This window comes from Paracoccus kondratievae, assembly GCF_009301415.1.
GTDB classification, from domain to species: Bacteria; Pseudomonadota; Alphaproteobacteria; order Rhodobacterales; family Rhodobacteraceae; genus Paracoccus; species Paracoccus kondratievae.
Map to the genome: position 1 here is coordinate 413516 of NZ_CP045072.1, position 23676 is coordinate 437191.

Here is a 23676-nt window from a genome sequence, read left to right on the forward strand (position 1 = left end):
TCAGGCCCCGACGGTGATGGCTTCTTGAACCAGCGCCTCTTGCTCGGCCTTGTGGCGCGAGGCCAGACCGGTTGCCGGAGAAGCGGCCGCGTTACGGCCGACATAGCGCGCGCGTGCGTGCCTGGCGCCGATGCGCGACAGAACCCATTCGATATTGGGTTCGACAAAGCTCCAGCCACCCTGGTTCTTGGGTTCTTCCTGACACCAGACGATCTCGGCGTTTTTAAAGCGCTCAAGCTCTTTGGACATGGTCTGGGCCGGGAACGGATAGAACTGCTCAAGCCGCAGGATATAGACATCGTCCGCACCAGCGGCGTCGCGCGCCTGAGCCAGATCGTAATAGACCTTGCCCGAACAGATCACCACGCGGCGGATCTTGTCATCGGCTGCCAGCTTGAATTCCGACTTGCCGCGATCGGCGTCGTCCAGCAGCACCCGGTTGAAGGTCGAGCCGGTCATGAACTCATCGGCCGACGAGACCGCCAGCGGGTGACGCAGCAGCGATTTCGGCGTCATCAGCACCAGCGGCTTGCGGAAGGGCCGCTTCAGCTGCCGGCGCAGGATGTGGAAGTAGTTGGCCGGTGTGGTGCAGTTCGCGACGATCCAGTTGTCCTCGGCGCAAAGCTGCAACCAGCGCTCAAGCCGGGCCGAGCTGTGCTCGGGGCCCTGACCTTCGTAGCCATGCGGCATCAGCATCACGAGGCCTGACATGCGCAGCCATTTCTTTTCACCCGAGGTGATGAACTGGTCGAACATGATCTGCGCGCCGTTGGCAAAGTCGCCGAACTGCGCTTCCCACATGACAAGGCTGTTCGGCTCGGCCAGCGAATAGCCGTATTCAAAGCCAAGCACCGCGTATTCCGACAGCATCGAGTCGATCACCTCGTAACGCGCCTGCCCGCCGCGGATGTGGTTCAGCGGGTAATAGCGTTCCTCGGTGGTCTGGTTGATAAAGGCCGAATGGCGCTGCGAGAAGGTGCCGCGGGTCGAGTCCTGACCTGCCAGACGCACCGGATGCCCCTCGGTCAGCAGCGAGCCAAAGGCCAGGGCCTCGCCCGTCGCCCAGTCGAAACCGGTGCCGGTCTCGAACATCTGTTTCTTGGCTTCCAGCAGGCGACCCACGGTCTTGTGCAGATCAAACCCTTCCGGCACGCGGGTCAGGGCTGCGCCGATCTCGGCCATGGTTTCGGGGGCGATACCGGTCTGGCCAAGGTTGTCTTCGGCATGTTCGGCCTCGATCCCCGACCACTTGCCGTCCAGCCAGTCGGCCTTGTTCGGCTTGTAGTTCTTACCGATCTCGAACTCTTCGTTCAGATGGGACTGGAAGGCGGCCTTCATCTCTTCGATCTCGCCCTCGGGGACCAGACCGTCAGCGACCAGACGCTCGGTGTAAAGCTGCAGAGTCGTCTTGTGGCCCTTGATCTTCTTGTACATCACCGGGTTGGTGAACATCGGCTCATCGCCTTCGTTGTGACCGAAGCGGCGATAGCAGAAGATGTCGATGACCACGTCCTTGTGGAATTTCTGACGGAACTCGGTCGCGACCTTGGCGGCATGAACAACCGCTTCGGGGTCGTCGCCGTTCACGTGGAAGATCGGCGCCTCGACCATCAGTGCGATGTCGGTGCAATAGGGCGAGGTACGGCTGAAATGCGGCGCCGTGGTAAAGCCGATCTGGTTGTTCACCACGATATGGATGGTGCCGCCAGTGCGGTGGCCGCGAATACCCGAAAGCTGGAAGCATTCGGCCACGATGCCCTGTCCGGCAAATGCCGCGTCGCCATGCAGCAGGATCGGCAGGACGGCGGTGCGATAGGTCTGGTCCGACAGTTGGTCCTGCTTGGCGCGGGCCTTGCCCAGCACGACCGGGTTCACCGCCTCAAGGTGCGAGGGGTTGGCGGTCAGCGACAGGTGCACGGTATTGCTGTCGAAGGTCCGGTCCGACGAGGCGCCGAGGTGATATTTCACGTCGCCCGAGCCGTCCACGTCATCGGGCTTGTAGCTGCCGCCCTGGAATTCGTGGAAGATGGCGCGATAGGGTTTGCCCATCACATTGGCCAGAACCGACAGGCGACCGCGGTGGGGCATGCCGATGACGATGTCCTTGACGCCAAGCGCCCCCCCGCGCTTGATGATCTGCTCCATCGCCGGGATCAGCGCCTCACCACCGTCAAGGCCGAAACGCTTGGTCCCCATGTATTTGACATGCAGGAACTTTTCAAAGCCCTCGGCCTCGACCAGTTTGTTGAGGATGGCGCGGCGGCCTTCGCGGGTAAAGGCGATCTCTTTGCCATAACCCTCGATACGCTCTTTCAGCCATGCCGCCTGCTCGGGGTCCGAGATATGCATGTATTGCAGCGCGAAGGTACCGCAATAGGTGCGCTTCATCAGGTCAACGATCTGACGGATCGTGGCGATCTGCAGTCCCAGCACGTTGTCGATAAAGATGGGCCTGTCCAGATCGGCGTCGGTGAACCCGTAAGTCTTGGGATCAAGCTCGCCGTGATCGGGGATCTCGCGCATGCCAAGCGGATCCAGATCGGCGTGCAGATGGCCCCGGATGCGGAAGGCGCGGATCAGCATGATCGCGCGAATGCTGTCCAGAACCGCACGCTTAAGCTGCTCGTCCGACAGGCTGACACCCTTTTCGGCGGCCTTGGTCGCGATCTTGTCCAGCGCCGCCTTGGCCTCGGCCTTGGGCAGCATGGGCCATTCGCCGGTCAGCGCGGCGGTGGTGTCGTCGGCCGGAACCGGCGGCCAGTCCGGACGCTGCCAGCTTGCGCCCCTGGCCTCGCGCGTGACGGTCGCCTCGTCATCGCCAAGGCTGCGGAAGAAGGCGTCCCACGCCTGATCCACCGCCTCGGGGTTCTTGGCCCACTGGCCATAAAGCTGCTCGACATAGGTCGCGTTGTGACCTTGCAGGAAGCTTGAATCGTGGAAGGCCGAATTGGGAGATTGATCGTTCATTGGCTTGCCTCCGGGAAATCCTTATCCGTTCACGCCCGGGTCGGGGGCGGTCGCATTGTTCTGGCCATGGCCGGGCAAAGTCCCGGTCATCAGCCGTGTCTGAAGATCCTGATACCATGCCTGCAGCCTTTCACGCGGCTGGCGCCACAGGGCGGGCAGGTTACGTCCGGCCAAAAGGGCCCCGCGCGTCTGCGGCAGGTTCCAGCGACCTCCGGCGAGGTCTTTTGGCAGCTCGGCCAGCGTCATGCGCAGATACCACAGTGCATAGCGGGCCAGATCGCGCCCGGGCTGGGCCGAATTGCGGCGGACGAAATAAGCGATGTTGAGCAGGGCGAGCGCGGCATTCACCCGCCGCCGGTCCCGACCTGCCGCAGCCTCAAGATGGTGGATCGGCGCGTCCGGGGCCATGGCAAGGATGCCGTGGCGACCAAGGCGATAGCTTGCATCCAGATCCTCGGCGATGGCACTGCCGACAAGCCCTTCGTCAAAAGGTTCGCGCAGCGCCACGGCCCGGCGCAGGGTCAGGGCAAAGCCGACGATGAAATCCAGCCGGACCAGCCCTTGTGGCAGGCTGGTATCGCCCTGCCAGCGCCGCTCGGGCGGGTCATAGGGCAGGAATCGCTGGTCTGCGGGGATCATCAGAAGATGGCGCAGGGCAAAGTCGATCACATGCCGTGCCAGTCCGCTTTGGCTGGAAAGCATCCGGTTTACGCGGCCGGTCTGCTTAAGCTCGCCCGCTTTGGCTGCTTGATGCGCCCAGAAAGTGTTGCAGGCCGAAATGGCGGCGATCCGCCCCTGGGTGTCGGCGCGGTAATGGGCCATGATCCGGCTTGCGCAGGCAGGATGCAAAAGCGCGTCGTCGTCGATCATGAACAGGATGTCGGCCCGCGCCAGAGCAACGGCCTGATTGCGCTGGACGGTCAGGGATTTGCGCTGTGCGGGCTCATAACTTAGCGGACAGCCGCCCATTTCAGCGATCACTGCCGCGACATTGTCGCGGTTCTGTGCCCAGTCCGCACTGGCATCGACGATGATAATTTCGGCCGGGCGCTCATCCGAAGCCAGCGCCGCGCGGACGCAATCGCACAGGATGCTGCCGCGATTATAGGTCGAAACACAAAGCGCCCAATCATTGGCGCGGGAGGGCAGGGGCGCACGGTCCTGAAGGGGTTCGACGGTCATGGCGTCTTACCCCAGGCAAAGGTGCAGGTGCCGGGCCAGGCGACGCGCAGGGCGGCGGGACCGTAACCGAGGCGGGATGCTTCGGCGGTTCTGGCGACGATCTGGCAACGACGGCGGTCCAATCTGGCACCTGTTAAAAGATCTGGCGCGGCCCCCAGTAAAGGTAGGCAGGGGCCACGCCCAAGTCAAAAGCCCTTGCGGTCAGGTCAGCGGCCGATCGCTTTCAGAACGGCGTCGCCCAGACCGGCGGGGCTGTCAGCAACGATGATCCCGGCCGATTTCATGGCCTCGATCTTCGATTCCGCGTCACCCTTGCCGCCCGAGACGATGGCGCCGGCATGACCCATGCGGCGGCCCTTCGGAGCGGTGCGGCCAGCAATAAAGCCAGCGGTCGGCTTCCATTTGCCTTTGCGCTTTTGCTCGGCCAGGAACTCGGCGGCCTCTTCTTCGGCCGAACCACCGATCTCACCGATCATGATGATCGACTCGGTCTCAGGGTCGTCGAGGAACATCTGCAGCACGTCGATATGGTCCAGGCCCTTGATCGGGTCGCCGCCGATGCCGACAGCGGTGGACTGGCCAAGGCCGACATCCGAGGTCTGCTTGACCGCCTCATAGGTCAGCGTGCCCGAGCGCGACACGACGCCGACCGAACCGCGCGAGAAGATCGAGCCGGGCATAATGCCGATCTTGCATTCGCCGGGGGTCAGGATGCCGGGGCAGTTCGGGCCGATCAGGCGCGATTTGCTGTCGCTCAGCGCGCGCTTGACCTTCATCATGTCGAGGACCGGGATACCCTCGGTGATGCAGACGATCAGCGGGATTTCTGCGTCGATCGCTTCAAGGATCGAGTCGGCCGCGAAGGGCGGCGGGACATAAATCACCGTGGCATCGGCGCCGGTTTTGGCCACGGCTTCGTGGACCGAGTCAAAGACCGGCAGGCCCAGATGCTCGGTGCCGCCCTTGCCCGGGGTCACGCCGCCGACCATCTGCGTGCCATAGGCGATCGCCTGTTCGGTGTGGAAGGTGCCCTGAGAACCGGTGATCCCCTGGCAGATGACTTTGGTGGCTTTGTTGACGAGAACGGCCATCTTCTTATCCTTTCACCGCTTTCACGATCTTCTGAGCCGCATCCGACAGGTCGTCGGCCGGGATCACATTCAGGCCCGAGTCGCGGATGATTTGCTTGCCCAGCTCGACGTTGGTGCCTTCAAGCCGCACGACCAGAGGCACTTGCAGCCCGACTTCCTTCACCGCGGCGATGATGCCTTCGGCGATGATGTCGCAACGCATGATGCCGCCAAAGATGTTGACCAGAATGCCTTTGACGTTCGGGTCCGAGGTGATGATCTTGAATGCCTCGGTCACTTTCTCTTTGGTGGCGCCGCCACCAACGTCGAGGAAGTTCGCGGGCTCGGCGCCGAACAGCTTGATGATGTCCATGGTGGCCATGGCCAGACCGGCGCCATTCACCATGCAGCCGATTTCGCCATCCAGCGCGATGTAGTTCAGGTCGAACTTGGATGCAGCGAGTTCCTTGGGATCCTCTTCGGTCTCGTCGCGCAGCGCGAGGACGTCGGGCTGGCGGTAGAGGGCGTTGTTGTCAAAGCCCATCTTGGCGTCGAGGCACTTGAGATTGCCGTCTTTCATCACGATCAGCGGGTTGATCTCCAGCATCTCCATGTCCTTTTCAAGGAACAGGCGATACAGGTTCTTGACCAGCTGGACGCATTGCTTGACCTGCGCACCCTTGAGGCCAAGGGCAAAGGCCACGCGGCGGCCGTGGAAATCCGAAAGGCCAGTCGCCGGATCGACGCTGAAGCTGACGATCTTTTCGGGGGTCGAGGCCGCGACCTCTTCGATATCCATGCCGCCTTCGGTCGAGGCGACGAAGCTGATGCGCGAGCTGCCGCGATCAACCAGAAGCGCGAGATACAGCTCGCGCTCGATGTCGCTGCCGTCCTCGATATAGATGCGGTTGACCTGCTTGCCGGCCTCACCCGTCTGATGGGTGACGAGGGTGCGGCCCAGCATCTGACGGGTCAGCTCTTCGGCCTCCTCGACCGATTTCGCCAGACGGACGCCGCCCTTTTCACCGGCCTCTTTTTCCTTGAAGTGACCCTTGCCACGGCCGCCGGCATGAATCTGCGCCTTCACGACCCAGAGCGGGCCGTCGAGTTCCCCCGCCGCCGCCTTGGCCTCGTCGGCCTTCATCACCACCCGCCCGTCGGAAACCGGCGCGCCGTACTGGCGCAGCAGCGCCTTGGCCTGGTATTCATGGATGTTCATCGTGCTTCCCCGCAGTTGTCGGTTGGCCGGGCTTGTGCCACATTCCGCGTCGGCGCCAAAGCCCTATACAGGCCGAGTTGCATAAAATGAGCTGCTTTCCGCCTTTTGTGATCACACCTCTTGAGGCTGCGATCACAAAACTGCTGGCAGCCAGCCCCTGCCGTCGCGTCATCGTGGTGCGGCCGCGCACCGTTTCGCTTCCAGGTCGCGCGGGGATGCGTTCGGGGTGAGAGTCAGACAAAATCGGCAAAATTGATTTCTTTTGACATCTCTTGGCCGGTGGTTTTTGGTCAGACGTCATTTGATGATCTATACTGAGAGATATTACCATGGCGACCATTAACGGCACCGATGGTGCGGATACCCTGACGGGTACTCCAGACGCCGACGTGATTAACGGACTTGCTGGCAATGATGTCATCACCGGCGGCAGTGGTAACGATACGCTGCGCGGCGGCTCTGGCGACGACACATTCCTGATCGGTGGTACCAGCCCGGGGACAGACATTTTTGACGGCGGCGACGGTGCTGACCGGATCCGCCTGAACGGCAATTTGACCGTCTCGAACCTCCAGTTGACCAGCGCCAATGTGATCAGCACCGAGACGCTGGATTTCTCGATCTACAGCATTCAGGGCACTGGCGCGAACGATACGTTCAACATCAGCGGCATCACCTATACCAGCAGCTACGACTGGTTCTACCTGTATGACGGCAACGACAGTTTCGTCGGCTATTCCGGCAACGACTCGGTCGATGGCGGTGCTGGCAACGATACGCTCAACGGTGGTGCCGGCAATGACGTCCTGACCGGAGGTGGCGGCAACGACCATCTGATCGGCGGCAGCGGCAACGACACGTTCCAGATCGGCGGCACGGATATTGGCTACGATATCTATAATGGCGGAGACGGCGATGACCGGATCCGTCTGACCAGCAATGTGACTGTCTCGAACCTCCAGTTGACCAGCGCCAATGTGATCAGCACTGAGACGCTGGATTTCTCGATCTACAGCATTCAGGGCACTGGCGCGAACGATACGTTCAACATCAGCGGCATCACCTATACCAGCAGCTACGACTGGTTCTACCTGTATGACGGCAACGACAGTTTCGTCGGCTATTCCGGCAACGACTCGGTCGATGGCGGTGCTGGCAACGATACGCTCAACGGTGGTGCCGGCAATGACGTCCTGACCGGAGGTGGCGGCAACGACCATCTGATCGGCGGCAGCGGCAACGACACGTTCCAGATCGGCGGCACGGATATTGGCTACGATATCTATAATGGCGGAGACGGCGATGACCGGATCCGCCTGACCAGCAATGTGACTGTCTCGAACCTGCAGTTGACCAGCGCCAATGTGATCAGCACCGAGACGCTGGATTTCTCGATCTACAGCATTCAGGGCACTGGCGCGAACGATACGTTCAATATCAGCGGCATCACCTATACCAGCAGCTACGACCGCTTTTACATGCACGATGGCAACGACAGTTTCATCGGCTATTCCGGCAATGACGCAGTCGATGGCGGTGCTGGCAACGATACGCTGCGGGGCGAGGCCGGCAACGACCAGCTGATTGGCGGCAGTGGCAATGATGTGCTGATCGGCGGCACTGGTAACGATACTCTGGATGGCGGTACCGGCTCCGACACCGCTCTTTATGATGGGGCCACAAGTGGAGTAAGGGTCAATCTGGGCTCAACCAGCGCACAAGCCATTGGCGGCGGTCAGGGCACCGACGTGCTGACCAGCATCGAGCATGTCCGCGGCTCGCGCTACAGCGACAGCCTGACCGGCAGCGGGGCCAGCAACGTCCTGAACGCCGGTGCGGGCAATGACACGCTCAGCGGTGGTGCCGGCAATGACCGGTTGATCGGTGGCGACGGCAATGACTACCTTAAGGGTGGCACTGGCAACGATACGCTGGAAGGCGGCGCTGGCACGGATACCGCGCTTTATGACAGCGCGACCGGCGGAGTGAAGGTCAACTTGGGTTCTGCCAGTGCGCAGGCGATCGGTGGCGGTCAGGGCACAGACGTGCTGACCGGCATCGAGAATGTTCGTGGCTCACGCTACAACGACAGCCTGACCGGCAGCGGAGGGAATAACATCCTGAACGCCGGTGCGGGCAATGACACGCTCAGCGGTGGTGCCGGCAATGACCGGCTGATTGGCGGCGCTGGTAATGACTACCTTAACGGCGGTACCGGCAACGATACGCTGGATGGTAGCACCGGCTCGGACACCGTGCTCTATGATGGCGCGACGAGTGCTGTCACAGTCAACCTCGGCTCGACCAAGGCGCAGGCGATTGGCGGTGGCTACGGGACCGATGTGCTGAGCAGCATCGAGAATGTCCGCGGTTCGCGCTACAGCGACAGCCTGACCGGCAGCGGGGGGAATAACGTCCTGAACGCCGGTGCGGGCAATGATACGCTCAGCGGCGGTGCCGGCAATGACCGGCTGATCGGTGGCTCGGGCAATGACTACCTTAACGGTGGTACCGGCAATGATACTCTGGAAGGTGGAACCGGCACGGATACGGTGCTTTACGATGGGGCTACCAGTGCTGTTACCGTCAACCTGGGCTCGACCAAGGCGCAGGCTATCGGCGGCGGCTATGGTACCGATGTGCTGAGCAGCATCGAGAATGTCCGCGGTTCGCGCTACAGCGACAGCCTGACCGGCAGCGGGGGGAATAACGTCCTGAACGCCGGTGCGGGCAATGATACGCTCAGCGGCGGTGCCGGCAATGACCGGCTGATTGGCGGCTCGGGCAATGACTATCTTAACGGCGGCACTGGCAACGATACGCTGGATGGCGGAACCGGGATCGATACCGCGCTGTATGACGGCGCCACGTCCGGCATCAAGGTTAACCTCGGTTCGACCAGCGCGCAGGCCATCGGCGGCGGCTATGGTACCGATGTACTGAGCAGCATCGAGAACATCCGCGGCTCTCGTTACAGTGACAGCCTGACCGGCAGCGGGGCGAATAACGTCCTGAACGCAGGTGCAGGCAATGACACGGTCAGCGGCGGTGCTGGCAACGACCAGCTGATCGGCGGCACCGGCAACGATCGGCTGCTTGGCGGTACCGGCAACGACACGCTGACGGGCGGGGCCGGCAATGACGTTCTGTCCGGCGGTTCCGGCGCGGATGTCTTTGTCTTCTCGGTTCGTGACAATGCTGACCGGATCAGCGACTGGCAGAATGGCTCTGACGTGATCCGGATCGTTGCGGGCACCTATGATGGTGAGCGTTACGACAGCTTTGATGACCTGACCATCACCCAGTCTGGTTCCAATACCGTGGTCAGCTTTGGCGGCACCACGGTCACGCTGACCGGGATCAACAGCGGTCTGCTGGACGCTTCGGACTTCGTGTTCGTCTGATAAACAAGAAACCCCGCGGGACGCGTCCGCGGGGTTTTTCCGTGCGGCCGGAATGGCCGCTATGTGCGATTGGCCTGATCAGGCCAGCGTGGGGTCGATGCCCTTGCAGGCGGTCACGAGGCCTTTCACCGCATCAACCGACTTGTCGAACATCGCTTGCTCGTCTTTGTTCAGGGTGATGTCGATGACGCGTTCGATCCCCTTGGCACCGATCACGGTCGGCACGCCGACATAGAGACCGTCAAGACCGTAGGCATCTTTCACATAGGCTGCGCAGGGCAGGACGCGCTTTTGGTCCTTCAGATAGGCCTCTGCCATCTCGATGGCCGAGGTGGCGGGGGCGTAGAAGGCCGAGCCGGTCTTCAGCAGGCCGACGATTTCGGCGCCGCCGTCACGGGTGCGCTGGATGATGGCATCCAGTTTTTCCTGCGTGGTCCAGCCCATCTTGACCAGATCGGGCAGCGGGATACCGGCGACGGTCGAATAGCGGGCCAGCGGCACCATGGTATCGCCATGGCCACCCAGCACGAATGCGGTCACGTCGCGCATCGAGACGCCGAATTCCAGCGACAGGAAGTGGCGGAAGCGCGCCGAATCAAGCACACCGGCCATGCCGACGACTTTCTCGTGGGGCAGGCCGCTAAACTGGCGCAGCGCCCAGACCATGGCGTCGAGCGGGTTGGTGATGCAGATGACAAAGGCGTTCGGGGCGTGCTGCTTGATGCCTTCGCCCACCGATTTCATGACCTTGAGGTTGATGCCCAGCAGGTCGTCGCGGCTCATGCCGGGCTTGCGCGGCACGCCGGCGGTCACGATGCAGACATCAGCGCCGGCGATGTCGGCGTAATCATTGGTGCCCTTGAGCACGGCGTCAAAGCCCTCGGACGGACCCGATTCCGCGATGTCCAGCGCCTTGCCCTGAGGAGTGCCCTCGGCGATGTCAAACAGGACGACATCGCCCAGTTCCTTCATCGCGGCCAGATGTGCGAGCGTGCCGCCGATCTGTCCCGCACCGATAAGTGCGATCTTGGGTCGGGCCATGATAACCTCCGATTTCCATGATGGTTCGGGCGGTGGCGTAGTCCCTCGGGATGAGAATCGCAAGCCTTGCCTGTGGACAGAATGCAGAATCGTCCGCTGTCAATCGCTAACATGAAATGCTTGCCCCGCATTGCCGACCGCGCGGCGCTGGATTAACCCGGCGTTAAGCGACAACGGAGCGCGTCGATGGAAATCTTGGGCTGGGTGCTGGCGGTCATTGCTGCCTTGTCTATCGGAATGGCCAAGGGCGGATTGTCGATGGTCGGTACGATTTCAGTCCCGCTGCTGTCGCTGGTCATGTCGCCGGTGCAGGCAGCGGGGATTCTGCTGCCGGTCTATGTCATCTCGGATATCGGCGGGCTGATTGCCTTTCGCCGCAATTTCGATGCGAGGGTGTTGTGGACGCTGGTGCCGGGGGCGATCACCGGCATCGGGCTGGGCTGGGCCACGGCGCATCACGTCAATGACGCGCAGGTCGGCCTGATCGTCGGGCTTATCGGCCTGACATTCGCACTGAACGCGCTGTTGCGCAGCCCGGTCGATGGCAGTGCGCGGCCGCCGCGCTGGGGGGCAGGTACCCTTTGGGGCATGGTCTCGGGCTATACCAGCTTTGTGTCGCATTCCGGGGCCGCACCCTATCAGGTCTATGCCCAACCGCTGCGTATGACGCCGATGACCTATGCCGGCACGACGACGATCTTTTTCGCCATCTGCAACGCGGTTAAGCTGATTCCTTATGCGCTGCTTGGACAGCTTTCGGCGCATAACCTGTCGATCGCCGCCGTGCTGATGGTGCCGGGAATCATCGGTGTCCTGATCGGGCTATGGCTGGTGCGGCGCATGTCGCCGCGCGTTTTCTACAGCTTTATCACCTGGGCGCTGATGCTGGTTTCGGCCAGGCTGATCTGGGACGGCATCTGACGCTGCACTGCGGCAAATCGAGGCTTGCGATTCGCTTCCTTTCCGGGCAGGTTCGCGCAAGATTATTACGCGAGGCCCAGATGACCCGTCCTTATCGTTCCGTGCTGTACATTCCCGCCGCCAATGTTCGGGCGATGGAAAAGGCCCAGACGCTGGCCGCCGATGCGATCATCTTTGACCTTGAGGACGCAGTGGCGCCCGCAGAAAAGGTTGGTGCGCGTGGGCTGCTGTCACAGGCCCTGCAGGCTGATTACGGCGGTCGGGCGCGAATCGTACGCATCAACGGGCTTGATACCGAATGGGGCGAGGATGACGCCCGCGCCTTTGCCTTGGGCGCCGACGCGGTGCTGGTGCCCAAGGTCAGCCGCAGCGCCGATCTGGATCGGGTGGCGGCACTGGTGCCCGAAACCCCGCTGTGGGCGATGATGGAGACGGCCGAGGGCATGCTTAATGCCGCCCGGATCGCCGCCCATCCGCGCCTGCAAGGCATGGTCATGGGGACCAACGATCTGGCCAAGGAACTGAACAGCCGTTTCCGCGCCGACCGCCTGCCCATGATGGCCGGGCTGGGCCTGTGTCTTCTGGCTGCGCGGGCGCATGGCCGGGTGATCGTGGATGGCGTCTTTAACGCCTTCAAGGACGAAGAGGGGCTGCGCGCGGAATGCGCGCAGGGCCGCGACATGGGTTTCGACGGCAAGACCCTGATTCACCCGGCGCAGCTTGCCATTGCCAATGAAGTCTTTGCCCCCTCAGAGGCCGAGGTAGAGCTGGCGCGCCGTCAGATTGACGCGTTTGAAGAGGCCAAGGCGCAGGGCAAGGGCGTCGCGGTGGTCGATGGCCGGATCGTCGAGAATCTGCATGTCGAGACCGCCCGCGCCACTTTGGCCAAGGCGGCTGCGATTGCCGAACTCGCGGGGTGATGGCAGGGTAGCGCCATTACATCCAGCAGAGGAACAAGCCAGATGTTTATCCTGATACTTGGCGTGGCGCTTTGGTGGGTGGCGCATCTTCTTAAGCGGCTCGCTCCGCCCCTGCGCGAACGGCTTGGCCGTGGCGCGGTGGCGGGGGCACTGCTGTTGTCGGTGGTGCTGATGGTGCTTGGCTACCGCCTTGCTGACGGCCCTTATTGGTGGGGGGCAAGTGCACCTCTCAAGGGCATCAACAACCTGCTCGTGCTGGCGGCATTCTACCTTTTCGCCGCATCGGGGATGAAGACGCGCATCACCCGCCACATCCGTCACCCGCAATTGACCGGCTTTGCGCTATGGGCTTTTGCGCATCTGCTGCCGAACGGCGATCTGCCCAGCTTTGTCCTGTTTGGCGGGCTTTTCATCTGGGCGCTGGTCCAGATCGTGGTCATCAACCGGGATGAGCCGGGCTGGATCCCGCCCGCTGGCCCCTTTCCTCCGCGCAAAGAGATCATGGCGGTCGTGGGCGCCATCGTCGTCATGCTGGTCGTGGGGCTGATCCACAGCTGGCTGGGCTACAACCCGTTCGGAAACTGAGCTTTGGGGGCTGACATGCCGAAAATCTATCGCCTGCTGACCGAAGATGACACCTCGGCCTTTTGCCACAAGGTCAGCGAGGCCCTGTCCAAAGGGTGGGAGCTGTATGGCGATCCCTCCTATGCCTTTGACGCCTCGCGCGGCGTGATGCGTTGCGCCCAGGCAGTCACCAAGGAGATCGAGACCGAGTATCACCCCCAGATGAAGCTGGGCCAGCAATAGGGAGCCAACATGAGCAAGACCAATCCGGGTCGCTTCTTCGAGGATTACCGCGTCGGGCAGGTGATCCGCCATGCCGTGCCGCGCACGGTCACGGCGGGCGAGCGGGCGCTGTATCACGCGCTTTATCCCGCGCGGCATGCACTATATTCCTCGGATGAGTTTGCGGCGGCTTGCGGATTGGGGGCAAGCCCGCTGGACGATCTGATTACGTTTCACATCGTCTTTGGCAAAACGGTGCCTGATATCAGCCTGAATGCGGTGGCGAATCTCGGCTATGCCGAGGGGCGCTTCCTCCGGCCGGTGCGGCCGGGCGACACGCTGCGTTCGGAATCCGAGGTGATCGGGCTCAAGGAGAACTCGAACGGCAAATCTGGTGTGGTCTGGGTCCGCACCCGTGGCCTGAACCAGCATGACGAGGTGGTGCTGGAATATGTGCGCTGGGTCATGGTGCGCAAAGGCGATACCGGGGCCGCGGCACCAGATGCGGTGGTGCCCGATCTGGCGAAATCCGTCGCGCCTGATGATCTGGTCGTGCCCGAGGGGCTGGATTTCCAGAACTATGATTTCGAGCTTGCGGGTGAGCCGCATCGCTGGGGCGACTATCAGACCGGCGAAATTATCGACCATGTCGATGGTGTCACCATCGAAGAGGCCGAGCATATGCTTGCCACCCGGCTGTGGCAGAACACCGCCAAGGTGCATTTCGACGCCACTTTCCGCGATGACGGGCGGCGGCTGATCTATGGCGGCCATGTCATCAGCATGGCGCGTGCGCTCAGCTTCAACGGGCTGGCCAATGCTCAGATGATCGTGGCGCTGAACGGCGGTGCCCATGCCAACCCCTGTTTCGCGGGGGACACGATCCGCGCCTGGTCCGAGGTTCTGGACAAGGCCGATACCCCGGCCCCCGGCGTTGGCGCGATCCGATTGCGGCTTGTCGCGCATAAGAGCGAGGCTGGTGATCACGCTTTGCGCGGCGCGGATGGAAAATACGCGCCTCAGGTGCTTCTGGACCTCGATTACTGGGCGCTGATGCCCAAATGAGCGCCTTGCAGGCCGGTGCGCGAATCGTTGTCGGACCGGCCTGAGCATGACCAAAATCCTCGGTTATCCGGGGAAATCGAACGAGTCCGTACTGATACCGCAATCATGCCGGCGAATATGACGGGTCTGTGATCACGGCTGGCATGTGCGTGATCACAAAAGCGGAAAATCTGTCCGATATCCGTCTTATGTATGGCATCCACCCGTGACAGATGCGACAAGGCGGCTAAAAGCAAACCCAATTTCGGCCAGCCCTCGCCGCCAGCCGTTGCGTGCGGGGCCTGAACGCAGGAGAGCGCATCATGGCTGACGTCAACCGGGGCAACCGGCCATTGTCACCACATTTGCAGGTCTATCGCCTGCCCCTCGCCGCAATCACCTCGATCATGACCCGCATCACCGGCCATGCGCTGGTCGCGGGGATCGTGCTGATCGTCTGGTGGCTGGTCGCCGCCGTCACCTCGCCCGGCGCCTTTGCCTGCGCAGACTGGGTGGTGCGGTCCTGGCTTGGCTTTATCATCCTGACCGGCTCGATGTGGGCATTGTGGTATCACCTGCTCGCCGGGTTGCGTCACCTGTTCTACGACGCCGGCTACGGTCTTGAGATCGAGCAGGCCAAGAAATCCAGTCAGGCGCTGATCGCCGGTTCGGTCGTGCTGGCCGTGCTGACGCTGATCGTCTTTTTCGCGTTCTGAGGAAAGGGCAGGGATCATGCGTTATCTTACTCCCCGCAAAACCGCCGAGGGTCTTGGCTCGGCGCACGAGGGCACCCAGCACCACTGGGCCATGACGGTTTCGGCCGTGGCGCTGGCCGTGCTGACCCCGCTGTTCATGATCGTGGTGGCCCGCGCCATCGGCCTGTCGCAAGATCAGCTTCTGGCCTATTTCGGCCGGCCCTTCCCCGCCGTCATCACCGCGCTCTTTGTTGTCGTGGGCATGATCCACTTTATCAAAGGCACCCGGATCATGATCGACGACTATTTCCGGGGTGGCGCGCGCAAGGCTGCCATCATCATTTCAATCATTTTCGGCTGGGCGGTCATCGCTGCCGCCGTTTATGCGCTGGCCCGGATGGGTCTGGGCGCGATCGTCGTCGTCTGAGGTTCCGCAATGGCTGCTTACAAATACGAAACGCACGAATATGACGTGGTGGTCGTGGGCGCCGGCGGCGCGGGCCTGCGCGCGACGCTGGGCATGGCTGAACAGGGTCTGCGCACCGCCTGCGTGACCAAGGTCTTTCCGACCCGCTCGCATACGGTCGCCGCGCAGGGCGGCATCGCTGCCAGCCTGTCGAACATGGGTCCCGACCATTGGCAGTGGCACATGTATGACACCGTCAAGGGCTCGGACTGGCTGGGCGACACTGACGCGATGGAGTACCTCGCGCGCGAGGCTCCCAAGGCCGTTTATGAGCTGGAACACTATGGTGTTCCCTTCAGCCGCACCGAAGAGGGCAAGATCTATCAGCGCCCCTTTGGCGGTCACACCACTGAGTTCGGCGAAGGTCCGCCCGTGCAGCGCACCTGTGCCGCGGCCGACCGCACCGGCCACGCCATCCTGCACACGCTTTACGGCCAGTCGCTGAAGGAAAAGGCGGAATTCTTTATCGAATATTTCGCGCTGGACCTGATCATCACCGATGGCGCCTGCACTGGCGTCGTGTGCTGGAAGCTTGATGACGGGACCATTCACGTCTTTAACGCCAAGATGGTCGTGCTGGCGACCGGTGGCTATGGCCGCGCCTATTTCAGCGCTACCTCGGCCCACACCTGCACCGGCGACGGTGGCGGCATGGTGGCCCGCGCGGGTCTGCCGCTGCAGGATATGGAATTCGTGCAGTTCCACCCGACCGGCATCTATGGTTCGGGCTGCCTGATCACCGAGGGTGCACGCGGTGAGGGCGGCTATCTGACCAACAGCGAGGGTGAGCGGTTCATGGAGCGTTACGCTCCGACCTATAAGGACCTTGCCAGCCGCGACGTGGTTTCGCGCTGCATCACCATCGAGATCCGCGAAGGCCGCGGCGTTGGTCCGCATAAGGATCATATGTATCTGAACCTGATGCACCTGCCGCCGGAAAGCCTGGCCGAGCGTCTGCCGGGCATCAGCGAATCGGCCAAGATCTTTGCCGGTGTCGATGTCACGCGTGAGCCGATCCCGATCTTGCCGACGGTTCACTATAATATGGGTGGCATTCCGACCAACTATTGGGGCGAGGTGCTGAACCCGACCGCCGAAAATCCCGATCAGGTCTTCCCGGGCCTGATGGCGGTGGGTGAGGCAGGCTGCGCCTCGGTTCATGGCGCGAACCGGCTGGGCTCGAACTCGCTCATCGACCTTGTGGTCTTTGGCCGGGCTGCCGCGATCCGCGCGGGTCAGGTGATCGACCGCAAATCGGCCATCCCGACCACGAACAAAGAGGGCGTGGACCGGGCGCTGGACCGTTTCGACCGCATCCGTCACGCCAATGGCACGGTGCCAACCGCCGAGCTGCGGCTTGAGATGCAGCGCACCATGCAGGCCGATGCAGCCGTGTTCCGCACCGACAAGACCTTGGCAGAAGGGGTCGACAAGATGCAGGTGATCGCGGGCAAGCTGAACGACCTGAAGGTCACGGATCGCAGCCTGATCTGGAACAGCGACCTGATGGAAACGCTGGAGCTGACGAACCTTATGCCCAACGCGCTTGCGACCATCGTCGCAGCCGAGGCGCGCAAGGAAAGCCGCGGCGCCCATGCGCATGAGGACTACCCCGAGCGGGATGATGCCAACTGGCGCAAGCACTCGCTTGCCTGGGTCGAAGGCAACGATGTTAAACTGGCCTATCGGCCCGTTCACCTCGAACCTTTGACCAGGCAAGCGGAAGGCGGGATCGACCTGAAAAAGATCGCACCCAAAGCGAGGGTTTACTGATGCGTCTTCCTCTGATCCTGACTGTTGCCGCGTTGGCCCTGTCGGGCTGCGTGGTCCAGAATCCCGGCATGGCGCCGGTGCCGGCTCCGCTGCCTCCGGTTACCACTCCGGCGCCTGATGCGGCGGCCAGCTCTTCTGCGCGCGTCGTCATCAACCGCGAGATGGCCAAGCGCCTGCCGGGTGCCAATGTCGCGCCCTATACCGACTGCGTGATCCAGAACGCCACCAGCGCGGAACTGGCCAGCATCGCCGCCGCCGGAGCGGCCGGGGCAGGGGATTCGGTCGCCGCCATCGTCGGCCGGCCCGCGACGTCGCAATGTATCGCCAGCGCCGCCGCAGCGGCAAAAGGCACTGCGTGATGAGCCGGCGCGGTCTGCGCATGGGTCCTGGTCTTGTCCCGGCACTGCTGGGGCTGGCCGCCTGTGCGACCGCGCCGATTCCTGTCGAACAGGCCGAGCGTGCCTGCCTTAGCGCGGCGCTTGATGCCCGCGCGCCCCGCACCGAAGTTGGCTTCGGCGTTGGTTCGCACGGGGTGCGCGGCGGTTATGTCAAGGTGGGCATGTCCTCGGACTATATCATGGGTCGCGACCCGTCCGAGATCTTTAACCAATGCGTCCTGCGCCGGTCGGGCCAGATGCCCACACGGCCGCTTTACGATCAGCCGGGTTGGGGGGCGCGCTGATGTGTGCGGGCGATGGTCGCCAGGCGCCGCGCGCCGCGCGCCGGCTGACCGTTCATGTCGGGGTTCAAAAGACCGGCTCGACTGCGTTCCATCATTTCATCAAGCTGAATTCTGCCCGGATCCTGCGCCATCTGGTCGTTGCAAATGAGCTGATCAATATTCAGACGCGCGCGCTGGGGCGGGCTGCGATTGCCTTTAGCCTTAACCCCGATGCCGGGACCGAAGCTGCCCTGCGTCGCACCTTTGCCGGGATTCTGGCCGCTCTGCCCGCGGGTGACCAGCCGGTCCTGCTGACGCATGAGAACCTGGCAGGTGCCATGCCCGGCAATGGGGGCGAGACGCAGCTGTTCCCGATGCTGCCCCGGATCGCGAGGTTGCTGGTCAAAGAGGCGCAGGGCTTTGATCTGAGCTTTGTCTGCTACACCCGCCGGCAGGAACAGTGGCTGGAAAGCGTCTGGGCCCAGGCGATCAGGACCGACGGCTATACCGGGACCTATGCCCAGTTCCTGCAAGAAACAGCGGGCATTGCTGGCTGGAACGATCTGACTGCGCGCCTTGCGGATGCCATCGGCGCGGATCGCCTGCTTTGCCTCGCGGTCGAGGAAGAAGAGCACCGGCTGAAGCCCGGTTGCCGTCTTTTGCGCCACGCTGGCCTGCCGGACGAAGAAATCGCCGCACTTGAGCCGCTGGACCAGCCGGTCATGGCGCGGCTCAACGCCGGGGCGCTGGAATTCATGCGCCAAGTCAATGCGGCGCCGCTTAACCCCCATGCCCGGGCCAAGATCGCAAGGCTCGTCACCCGCTGCCAACCCTTGTTCAACGCTGATTTTCGGCCGCAAGGAAATCTCTCATAGGAGTACCCAATGGTCCAACTTACCCTTCCCAAGAACAGCCGGATGCGGGTCGGAAAGACCTGGCCGAAGCCCGAAGGCGCAACCAATGTCCGCCGCTTCAACATCTATCGCTGGGATCCGGACAGCGGTGAAAACCCACGCATCGACACCTATTTCGTCGATCTGGACAAATGCGGCCCGATGATTCTGGATGCGCTGATCAAGATCAAGAACGAGATTGATCCGACGCTGACCTTCCGCCGCTCGTGCCGCGAGGGGATCTGTGGATCCTGCGCGATGAACATTGACGGCGGCAACCATCTGGCCTGCATCTACGGCATTGATGAGGTCAAGGGCGATGTGAACATCTACCCGCTGCCGCATATGCCGGTGGTCAAGGACCTGGTGCCGGACCTGACGCATTTCTATGCCCAGCACGCCTCGGTCCAGCCCTATCTGATCACCGAGACGCCCAATCCCGACAAGGAATGGCGTCAGTCGATCGAAGACCGCAAAAAGCTTGATGGTCTTTATGAGTGCATCCTCTGCGCCTCGTGCTCGACCTCGTGCCCCAGCTACTGGTGGAACGGCGACCGCTATCTTGGCCCGGCGGCGCTGCTGCATGCCTATCGCTGGATCATCGATTCGCGCGATGAAGCCACGGGCGAGCGGCTGGATGCGCTTGAAGACCCGTTCAAGCTGTATCGTTGTCACACGATCATGAACTGCACCAACACCTGCCCGAAAGGGCTGAACCCGGCCAAGGCGATTGCCTCGATCAAGCATATGATGGTGGATCGGATCGTCTGATTTGCCCTGACATCATGGCTGCCATGACGGCCATGGCGGATTTACGCCGCGTCGCAGAGCTGGATTTTTCTGCGATGCGGCGTTATCTGTTTGGCAGGGAGGACAAAGCACGATCCGGAGATTCCGAGATGACCTCCTCTGCCGTTACGCAAGAAAACGTTACCCCCCTGACCCCGCGCAAGCCGCAAAAGGTCCAGGATCGCGAGGCGCTGGCCGTTCTGGAGCAGATGTTCGGCTATTTCAGCTTTGCGCCGATGCCGCTGGAAGCTGATCTGCGTCAGGCTGCCTGATCCCGGGACCGTCGGCAGCTTTGGGTGCAGTTCTTGCGATTGCGCCCGCTAGCGCGTTTCTATGCCGCCTTTTTGCCACGAAATTTCTGTTAAGATACGTGGCAAAACAGGGTTGCGATATCGTGGTGTCGCTCCTAGCATCGCCGCATGACCCGCAATATTCCCGAAGATGCCGCCGACCGTCGGGCCGTTCGCCCGGTGATCTGTTATCCCAACGAGACGCTGCCTGACCCGGATCTGCCGGGACTGCAGACGCTGCGGCTGACGGCACGCAAATCGGGCGAATGTCTGGTACCGCCGCGCGAGGCGCGCTGCTTTCACGTCCCTGCCGGCCATTTTTTTCGCATCACCAGCGTCGAAGGGCCGCAGGTCGGCGATCTGAATTTGTGGTCTGCGGCCGACCCGCGTGAGCGTTTTTACTCGGGCAAGACCCGGGCGCTGCATGGCACGCATCTGACGCGCGGGGACCGGATGTGGTCCAGCTTTCCGCATCTGCGCCCCATGGCGACGGTGACCGAGGATACGCTGGAGTGGTATGGCATTGATGAATTCGGCGGCTCGGTCCATGACGTGATCGGTACACGTTGCGATCCCTATACGCACCGGCTGCTTAGCGGGCAGGATTATCACCATTGCTGCCATTCGAATCTGGTCAATGCGTTGATGGCCGATCTGAACCTGTCGCGAGACGAGGCCGAACCGCTGGTGCATGACGTGCTGAACGTTTTCATGTGCACCGGTTTTACCCGCGATACTGGCCAGTATTTCATGAAAACCAGCCCGGTGCGTCCCGGAGACTATCTTGAATTCTATGCCGAAATCGACCTGATCGGCGGGCTTTCGGCCTGTCCGGGCGGCGATTGCGGCAGCGAGCACTCCAGTGACGCTGCCGCATGCTATCCCCTGCTGGTCGAGATCTTTGCGCCGCTTGGTCCGACGGTACGCGAACAGCCCCGCTCCAGCAGTTACAGCTGGCCTTAAAGGGTGATCGGCTGCATGACCTCAGGCTCGATCACCTGAACGCCGGGCAGGCCCGCTTTCAGCGGCTCGGCATCCTGTGCCAGCAGCGGGAAGGTCCGATAGTGGCAGGGTATCACGGTCCTGAAGTTGAAATACTTCCGCGCTGCCCAGGCTGCGCGCTCCATATCCATGGTGAAATGCCCGCCGGCCGACAGGATGCCGATGTCGGGCTGGTGATATTCGCCCATCCACCCCATGTCGGCCATGATGTCGGTGTCGCCTGAAACATAGATCACATGGCCCTCGCCCGCGATCATATAGCCCGACTCATGTCCGGCATAGACCGGTCCCTCGTTCCCATCGAAGGACGAGGAATGTGCGGCATTGACCATGGTGACGCGGGCTCCGCCCAGATCGACCGTGCCGCCTTTGTTAAAGCCGATACCTTCAATGCCCTGATGGGTCTGCCAGGTGTTGATCAGGTCATAGATGCCGGCGACCGGGATTTTCAGTTCGCGTGCGATGGACAGTGTATCCCCGGTGTGGTCGCCATGACCGTGGGTCAGCAGGACATGGGTTGCGCCGGTAATCGCCTCGTCACGCCTGTCGGCAGGAAACATCGGGTTGCCGGACAGCCAGGGGTCGATCAGGATCACGGCCTTTTCGATCTCCAGCCGGAAACCCGAATGGCCAAGCCAGGTCAGTTTCATGGAAGGGCTCCTTGCTTGTTGCTTGGCCCGCATCCTGCCAAGCCGGGTCGCGGGCGTAAAGTTCCGCCTGCACGGGTGCTTGCCCCGCCCCGGCCGCCCCGGTAAAACCCGGCCCAAGCGAAAGGAGCCCCCATGGCGATCACCGAGGACGAAGCCCGCAAGGTTGCGCATCTGGCGCGGATTGCGGTCAAGGACGCCGACCTGCCCGCGCTGGCGCAGGAGCTGAACGGCATCCTGCATTTCATGGAACAGCTGAATGAAGTCGATGTCGAGGGCGTCGAGCCGATGACCGGGGTCGAGCCGATGCGTCTTAAGCGCCGTCAGGATGTCGTCACCGACGGCGAGATGCAGGACCTGATCCTGAAAAACGCGCCCGATGCGCGTGAGGGCTTCTTTGCCGTGCCGAAGGTGGTGGAATGACCGATCTGAACCGACTGACCATCGCCGGGGCCCGCGACGGGCTGCGCAAGGGCGATTTTACCAGCGCCGAGCTGACCGAAGCCTGCCTTGACGCGATCGAGCAGGCCGGAGTGTTGAACGCTTACTGCCACAAGACGCCCGAAAAGGCGCGCGAGATGGCTGCCGCTGCCGACAGCCGCATTGCTGCGGGCGATGCACCGGCCATGTGTGGCATCCCGTTGGGGATCAAGGATCTTTTCTGTACCCGCGACGTGCCTTCGCAGGCTGCAAGCCGGATCTTGGAGGGCTTTTTGCCGCCCTATGAATCGACCGTGACCCAGAATCTGTGGGACGCGGGCGCGGTCATGCTGGGTAAACTCAGCATGGACGAATTCGCCATGGGCTCCTCGAACGAGAGCGCCTGCTACGGACCGGTGGTGAACCCTTGGAAAGTCGATGACCGGCAACTGACGCCGGGCGGCTCTTCGGGTGGTTCGGCGGCGGCCGTGGCTGCAGATCTGTGCCTTGCCGCGACGGGCACCGATACCGGCGGCTCGATCCGCCAGCCCGCGGCCTTTACCGGTACAGTAGGGTTGAAACCGACCTATGGCCGGGTCAGCCGCTGGGGCGTCATTGCCTTTGCCAGCTCGCTTGATCAGGCGGGCCCCATGACCAAAACGGTGCGCGACGCGGCAATCATGCTGGGCGCAATGGCCTCGGTCGACCCCAAGGATTCGACCAGCGCCGAGCGTCCGATCCCGGATTATGAGGCTGCATTGACCGGTGACATCCGCGGCCGTCGCATCGGCATTCCGCGCGAATATCGCATGGACGGCATGTCGGATGAGATTGACGCCCTGTGGAACAAGGCGGCCGAGATGCTGCGCGATGCGGGGGCCGAGGTGGTTGATGTCAGCCTGCCGCATACGAAATATGCTCTTCCGGCCTATTACGTCATTGCGCCGGCCGAGGCTTCATCGAACCTCGCCCGGTACGACGGCGTGCGCTATGGCCACCGCGCCCGGCTCGAAGCTGGTGACGGCGTGGTCGAGATGTATGAGCGCAGCCGCGCCGAGGGCTTTGGCCCCGAGGTGCAGCGCCGGGTGATGATCGGCACTTATGTGCTGTCCGCGGGCTTTTACGACGCCTATTACAACCGTGCCCGCAAGGTACGCGCGCTGATCAAGCGCGACTTTGATCAGGTCTTTGCCGATGGTATCGACGCAATCCTGACCCCGGCCACCCCCAGCGCCGCCTTTGGTCTGGGCGAGATGTCGGGCAAGGACCCGGTCGAGATGTATCTCAACGACGTCTTTACAGTGACGGTGAACCTTGCTGGCCTGCCCGGGATTTCGGTTCCGGTGGGGCTTGACCGTCAGGGCCTGCCGCTTGGCATGCAGCTGATCGGCCGCCCCTGGGATGAGGGCAACCTGTTGAACCTTGCGCAAAGCCTCGAATCTGCGGCAGGCTTCACGGCGAAACCCTCGCGCTGGTGGTAACCGGC

The 23676-nt window shown here is 62.4% G+C and carries 23 protein-coding genes; 17 read left to right on the forward strand and 6 right to left on the reverse strand.

Going from position 1 to position 23676, the window contains the following annotated elements; genetic code table 11:
- From F8A10_RS02130 to sucC, 4 genes are all read right to left on the reverse strand, one after another.
- Positions 1 to 2967 (reverse strand): 2-oxoglutarate dehydrogenase E1 component, encoded by a 2967-nt coding sequence (locus tag F8A10_RS02130; RefSeq protein ID WP_010393093.1) that lies wholly within the window; start codon positions 2965 to 2967, stop codon positions 1 to 3.
- 21 nt (positions 2968 to 2988) lie between these two features.
- Positions 2989 to 4149, reverse strand: coding sequence for a glycosyltransferase family 2 protein (locus F8A10_RS02135; RefSeq protein ID WP_010393092.1), 1161 nt, complete (start codon positions 4147 to 4149; stop codon positions 2989 to 2991).
- 206 nt (positions 4150 to 4355) lie between these two features.
- Positions 4356 to 5240 (reverse strand): succinate--CoA ligase subunit alpha, encoded by an 885-nt coding sequence (gene sucD, locus F8A10_RS02140; protein WP_085501320.1) that lies wholly within the window; start codon positions 5238 to 5240, stop codon positions 4356 to 4358.
- Positions 5241 to 5244: 4 nt separating this feature from the next.
- Positions 5245 to 6438 carry an ADP-forming succinate--CoA ligase subunit beta gene (sucC, locus tag F8A10_RS02145; RefSeq protein WP_010393090.1) on the reverse strand — a complete coding sequence of 398 codons (1194 nt, stop codon included), beginning with the start codon at positions 6436 to 6438 and terminating at the stop codon, positions 5245 to 5247.
- A 329-nt stretch (positions 6439 to 6767) separates the two neighbouring features.
- Between sucC and F8A10_RS02150 the strand changes: the two genes are divergently transcribed.
- Complete coding sequence (locus F8A10_RS02150) at positions 6768 to 9842, forward strand: beta strand repeat-containing protein (protein ID WP_152366587.1); 3075 nt, start codon at positions 6768 to 6770, stop codon at positions 9840 to 9842.
- 78 nt (positions 9843 to 9920) lie between these two features.
- Here the strand turns inward: F8A10_RS02150 and mdh are convergent, their stop codons facing one another.
- Complete coding sequence (mdh, locus tag F8A10_RS02155; protein ID WP_010393082.1) at positions 9921 to 10883, reverse strand: malate dehydrogenase; 963 nt, start codon at positions 10881 to 10883, stop codon at positions 9921 to 9923.
- Between the two features lie 186 nt (positions 10884 to 11069).
- On the opposite strand from mdh, the gene F8A10_RS02160 reads away from it, so the two are divergent.
- The 14 genes from F8A10_RS02160 to F8A10_RS02225 all read left to right on the forward strand — a co-directional run bounded on the left by F8A10_RS02160 (position 11070) and on the right by F8A10_RS02225 (position 21084).
- Complete coding sequence (locus F8A10_RS02160) at positions 11070 to 11804, forward strand: sulfite exporter TauE/SafE family protein (RefSeq protein WP_152366588.1); 735 nt, start codon at positions 11070 to 11072, stop codon at positions 11802 to 11804.
- A gap of 80 nt (positions 11805 to 11884) precedes the next feature.
- Positions 11885 to 12724 (forward strand): HpcH/HpaI aldolase/citrate lyase family protein, encoded by an 840-nt coding sequence (locus F8A10_RS02165; RefSeq protein ID WP_010393077.1) that lies wholly within the window; start codon positions 11885 to 11887, stop codon positions 12722 to 12724.
- 42 nt (positions 12725 to 12766) lie between these two features.
- On the forward strand, positions 12767 to 13309 hold the full coding sequence (locus F8A10_RS02170) for an NnrU family protein (RefSeq protein ID WP_010393076.1): 543 nt from the start codon (positions 12767 to 12769) through the stop codon (positions 13307 to 13309).
- A gap of 15 nt (positions 13310 to 13324) precedes the next feature.
- Complete coding sequence (locus tag F8A10_RS02175) at positions 13325 to 13531, forward strand: DUF1737 domain-containing protein (protein WP_010393075.1); 207 nt, start codon at positions 13325 to 13327, stop codon at positions 13529 to 13531.
- A gap of 9 nt (positions 13532 to 13540) precedes the next feature.
- A complete protein-coding gene (locus F8A10_RS02180; protein WP_085501317.1) occupies positions 13541 to 14575 on the forward strand; it encodes a MaoC family dehydratase in 1035 nt (344 codons plus the stop codon).
- A 302-nt stretch (positions 14576 to 14877) separates the two neighbouring features.
- Entirely contained in the window at positions 14878 to 15270 is a 393-nt protein-coding gene (sdhC, locus tag F8A10_RS02185; RefSeq protein ID WP_010393073.1) for a succinate dehydrogenase, cytochrome b556 subunit, read from the forward strand.
- Between the two features lie 16 nt (positions 15271 to 15286).
- Entirely contained in the window at positions 15287 to 15676 is a 390-nt protein-coding gene (gene sdhD, locus F8A10_RS02190) for a succinate dehydrogenase, hydrophobic membrane anchor protein (RefSeq protein WP_085501316.1), read from the forward strand.
- Positions 15677 to 15685: 9 nt separating this feature from the next.
- On the forward strand, positions 15686 to 17488 hold the full coding sequence (sdhA, locus tag F8A10_RS02195) for a succinate dehydrogenase flavoprotein subunit (RefSeq protein WP_010393071.1): 1803 nt from the start codon (positions 15686 to 15688) through the stop codon (positions 17486 to 17488).
- Positions 17488 to 17847 carry a hypothetical protein gene (locus F8A10_RS02200; RefSeq protein ID WP_010393070.1) on the forward strand — a complete coding sequence of 120 codons (360 nt, stop codon included), beginning with the start codon at positions 17488 to 17490 and terminating at the stop codon, positions 17845 to 17847. The genes sdhA and F8A10_RS02200 overlap by 1 nt, the downstream gene beginning before the upstream one ends.
- Positions 17847 to 18170 (forward strand): hypothetical protein, encoded by a 324-nt coding sequence (locus F8A10_RS02205; protein WP_010393069.1) that lies wholly within the window; start codon positions 17847 to 17849, stop codon positions 18168 to 18170. The genes F8A10_RS02200 and F8A10_RS02205 overlap by 1 nt, the downstream gene beginning before the upstream one ends.
- Positions 18170 to 19024: a hypothetical protein gene (locus F8A10_RS02210; RefSeq protein WP_139824523.1), complete on the forward strand. Its 855-nt coding sequence runs from the start codon at positions 18170 to 18172 to the stop codon at positions 19022 to 19024. The genes F8A10_RS02205 and F8A10_RS02210 overlap by 1 nt, the downstream gene beginning before the upstream one ends.
- 9 nt (positions 19025 to 19033) lie before the next feature.
- Positions 19034 to 19813, forward strand: coding sequence for a succinate dehydrogenase iron-sulfur subunit (locus F8A10_RS02215; protein ID WP_010393066.1), 780 nt, complete (start codon positions 19034 to 19036; stop codon positions 19811 to 19813).
- A 14-nt stretch (positions 19814 to 19827) separates the two neighbouring features.
- Positions 19828 to 20103 (forward strand): hypothetical protein, encoded by a 276-nt coding sequence (locus F8A10_RS02220; protein ID WP_152366589.1) that lies wholly within the window; start codon positions 19828 to 19830, stop codon positions 20101 to 20103.
- Between the two features lie 147 nt (positions 20104 to 20250).
- Positions 20251 to 21084: an urea carboxylase-associated family protein gene (locus F8A10_RS02225; RefSeq protein ID WP_152366590.1), complete on the forward strand. Its 834-nt coding sequence runs from the start codon at positions 20251 to 20253 to the stop codon at positions 21082 to 21084.
- Here the strand turns inward: F8A10_RS02225 and F8A10_RS02230 are convergent.
- Positions 21081 to 21773: a metal-dependent hydrolase gene (locus F8A10_RS02230; RefSeq protein WP_010393063.1), complete on the reverse strand. Its 693-nt coding sequence runs from the start codon at positions 21771 to 21773 to the stop codon at positions 21081 to 21083. The genes F8A10_RS02225 and F8A10_RS02230 overlap by 4 nt on opposite strands.
- A 132-nt stretch (positions 21774 to 21905) precedes the next feature.
- Here F8A10_RS02230 and gatC point away from each other — a divergent pair, with 132 nt between their 5' ends.
- The gene (gene gatC / locus F8A10_RS02235; RefSeq protein WP_010393062.1) at positions 21906 to 22193 is read left to right on the forward strand and encodes an Asp-tRNA(Asn)/Glu-tRNA(Gln) amidotransferase subunit GatC; all 288 of its coding nucleotides are present in this window, start codon (positions 21906 to 21908) and stop codon (positions 22191 to 22193) included.
- Positions 22190 to 23671 carry an Asp-tRNA(Asn)/Glu-tRNA(Gln) amidotransferase subunit GatA gene (gene gatA / locus F8A10_RS02240; protein ID WP_010393060.1) on the forward strand — a complete coding sequence of 494 codons (1482 nt, stop codon included), beginning with the start codon at positions 22190 to 22192 and terminating at the stop codon, positions 23669 to 23671. The genes gatC and gatA overlap by 4 nt, the downstream gene beginning before the upstream one ends.
- The last annotated feature ends 5 nt before the right edge of the window (positions 23672 to 23676 follow it).

What these genes read in the sequence shown, in the direction of transcription:
- F8A10_RS02130 (WP_010393093.1), bottom strand. Translation starts at nt 2,967, where the DNA reads ATGAACGATCAATCTCCCAATTCGGCCTTCCACGATTCAAGCTTCCTG.
- F8A10_RS02135 (WP_010393092.1), bottom strand. Translation starts at nt 4,149, where the DNA reads ATGACCGTCGAACCCCTTCAGGACCGTGCGCCCCTGCCCTCCCGCGCC.
- sucD (WP_085501320.1), bottom strand. Translation starts at nt 5,240, where the DNA reads ATGGCCGTTCTCGTCAACAAAGCCACCAAAGTCATCTGCCAGGGGATC.
- sucC (WP_010393090.1), bottom strand. Translation starts at nt 6,438, where the DNA reads ATGAACATCCATGAATACCAGGCCAAGGCGCTGCTGCGCCAGTACGGC.
- F8A10_RS02150 (WP_152366587.1), top strand. Translation starts at nt 6,768, where the DNA reads ATGGCGACCATTAACGGCACCGATGGTGCGGATACCCTGACGGGTACT.
- mdh (WP_010393082.1), bottom strand. Translation starts at nt 10,883, where the DNA reads ATGGCCCGACCCAAGATCGCACTTATCGGTGCGGGACAGATCGGCGGC.
- F8A10_RS02160 (WP_152366588.1), top strand. Translation starts at nt 11,070, where the DNA reads ATGGAAATCTTGGGCTGGGTGCTGGCGGTCATTGCTGCCTTGTCTATC.
- F8A10_RS02165 (WP_010393077.1), top strand. Translation starts at nt 11,885, where the DNA reads ATGACCCGTCCTTATCGTTCCGTGCTGTACATTCCCGCCGCCAATGTT.
- F8A10_RS02170 (WP_010393076.1), top strand. Translation starts at nt 12,767, where the DNA reads ATGTTTATCCTGATACTTGGCGTGGCGCTTTGGTGGGTGGCGCATCTT.
- F8A10_RS02175 (WP_010393075.1), top strand. Translation starts at nt 13,325, where the DNA reads ATGCCGAAAATCTATCGCCTGCTGACCGAAGATGACACCTCGGCCTTT.
- F8A10_RS02180 (WP_085501317.1), top strand. Translation starts at nt 13,541, where the DNA reads ATGAGCAAGACCAATCCGGGTCGCTTCTTCGAGGATTACCGCGTCGGG.
- sdhC (WP_010393073.1), top strand. Translation starts at nt 14,878, where the DNA reads ATGGCTGACGTCAACCGGGGCAACCGGCCATTGTCACCACATTTGCAG.
- sdhD (WP_085501316.1), top strand. Translation starts at nt 15,287, where the DNA reads ATGCGTTATCTTACTCCCCGCAAAACCGCCGAGGGTCTTGGCTCGGCG.
- sdhA (WP_010393071.1), top strand. Translation starts at nt 15,686, where the DNA reads ATGGCTGCTTACAAATACGAAACGCACGAATATGACGTGGTGGTCGTG.
- F8A10_RS02200 (WP_010393070.1), top strand. Translation starts at nt 17,488, where the DNA reads ATGCGTCTTCCTCTGATCCTGACTGTTGCCGCGTTGGCCCTGTCGGGC.
- F8A10_RS02205 (WP_010393069.1), top strand. Translation starts at nt 17,847, where the DNA reads ATGAGCCGGCGCGGTCTGCGCATGGGTCCTGGTCTTGTCCCGGCACTG.
- F8A10_RS02210 (WP_139824523.1), top strand. Translation starts at nt 18,170, where the DNA reads ATGTGTGCGGGCGATGGTCGCCAGGCGCCGCGCGCCGCGCGCCGGCTG.
- F8A10_RS02215 (WP_010393066.1), top strand. Translation starts at nt 19,034, where the DNA reads ATGGTCCAACTTACCCTTCCCAAGAACAGCCGGATGCGGGTCGGAAAG.
- F8A10_RS02220 (WP_152366589.1), top strand. Translation starts at nt 19,828, where the DNA reads ATGGCTGCCATGACGGCCATGGCGGATTTACGCCGCGTCGCAGAGCTG.
- F8A10_RS02225 (WP_152366590.1), top strand. Translation starts at nt 20,251, where the DNA reads ATGACCCGCAATATTCCCGAAGATGCCGCCGACCGTCGGGCCGTTCGC.
- F8A10_RS02230 (WP_010393063.1), bottom strand. Translation starts at nt 21,773, where the DNA reads ATGAAACTGACCTGGCTTGGCCATTCGGGTTTCCGGCTGGAGATCGAA.
- gatC (WP_010393062.1), top strand. Translation starts at nt 21,906, where the DNA reads ATGGCGATCACCGAGGACGAAGCCCGCAAGGTTGCGCATCTGGCGCGG.
- gatA (WP_010393060.1), top strand. Translation starts at nt 22,190, where the DNA reads ATGACCGATCTGAACCGACTGACCATCGCCGGGGCCCGCGACGGGCTG.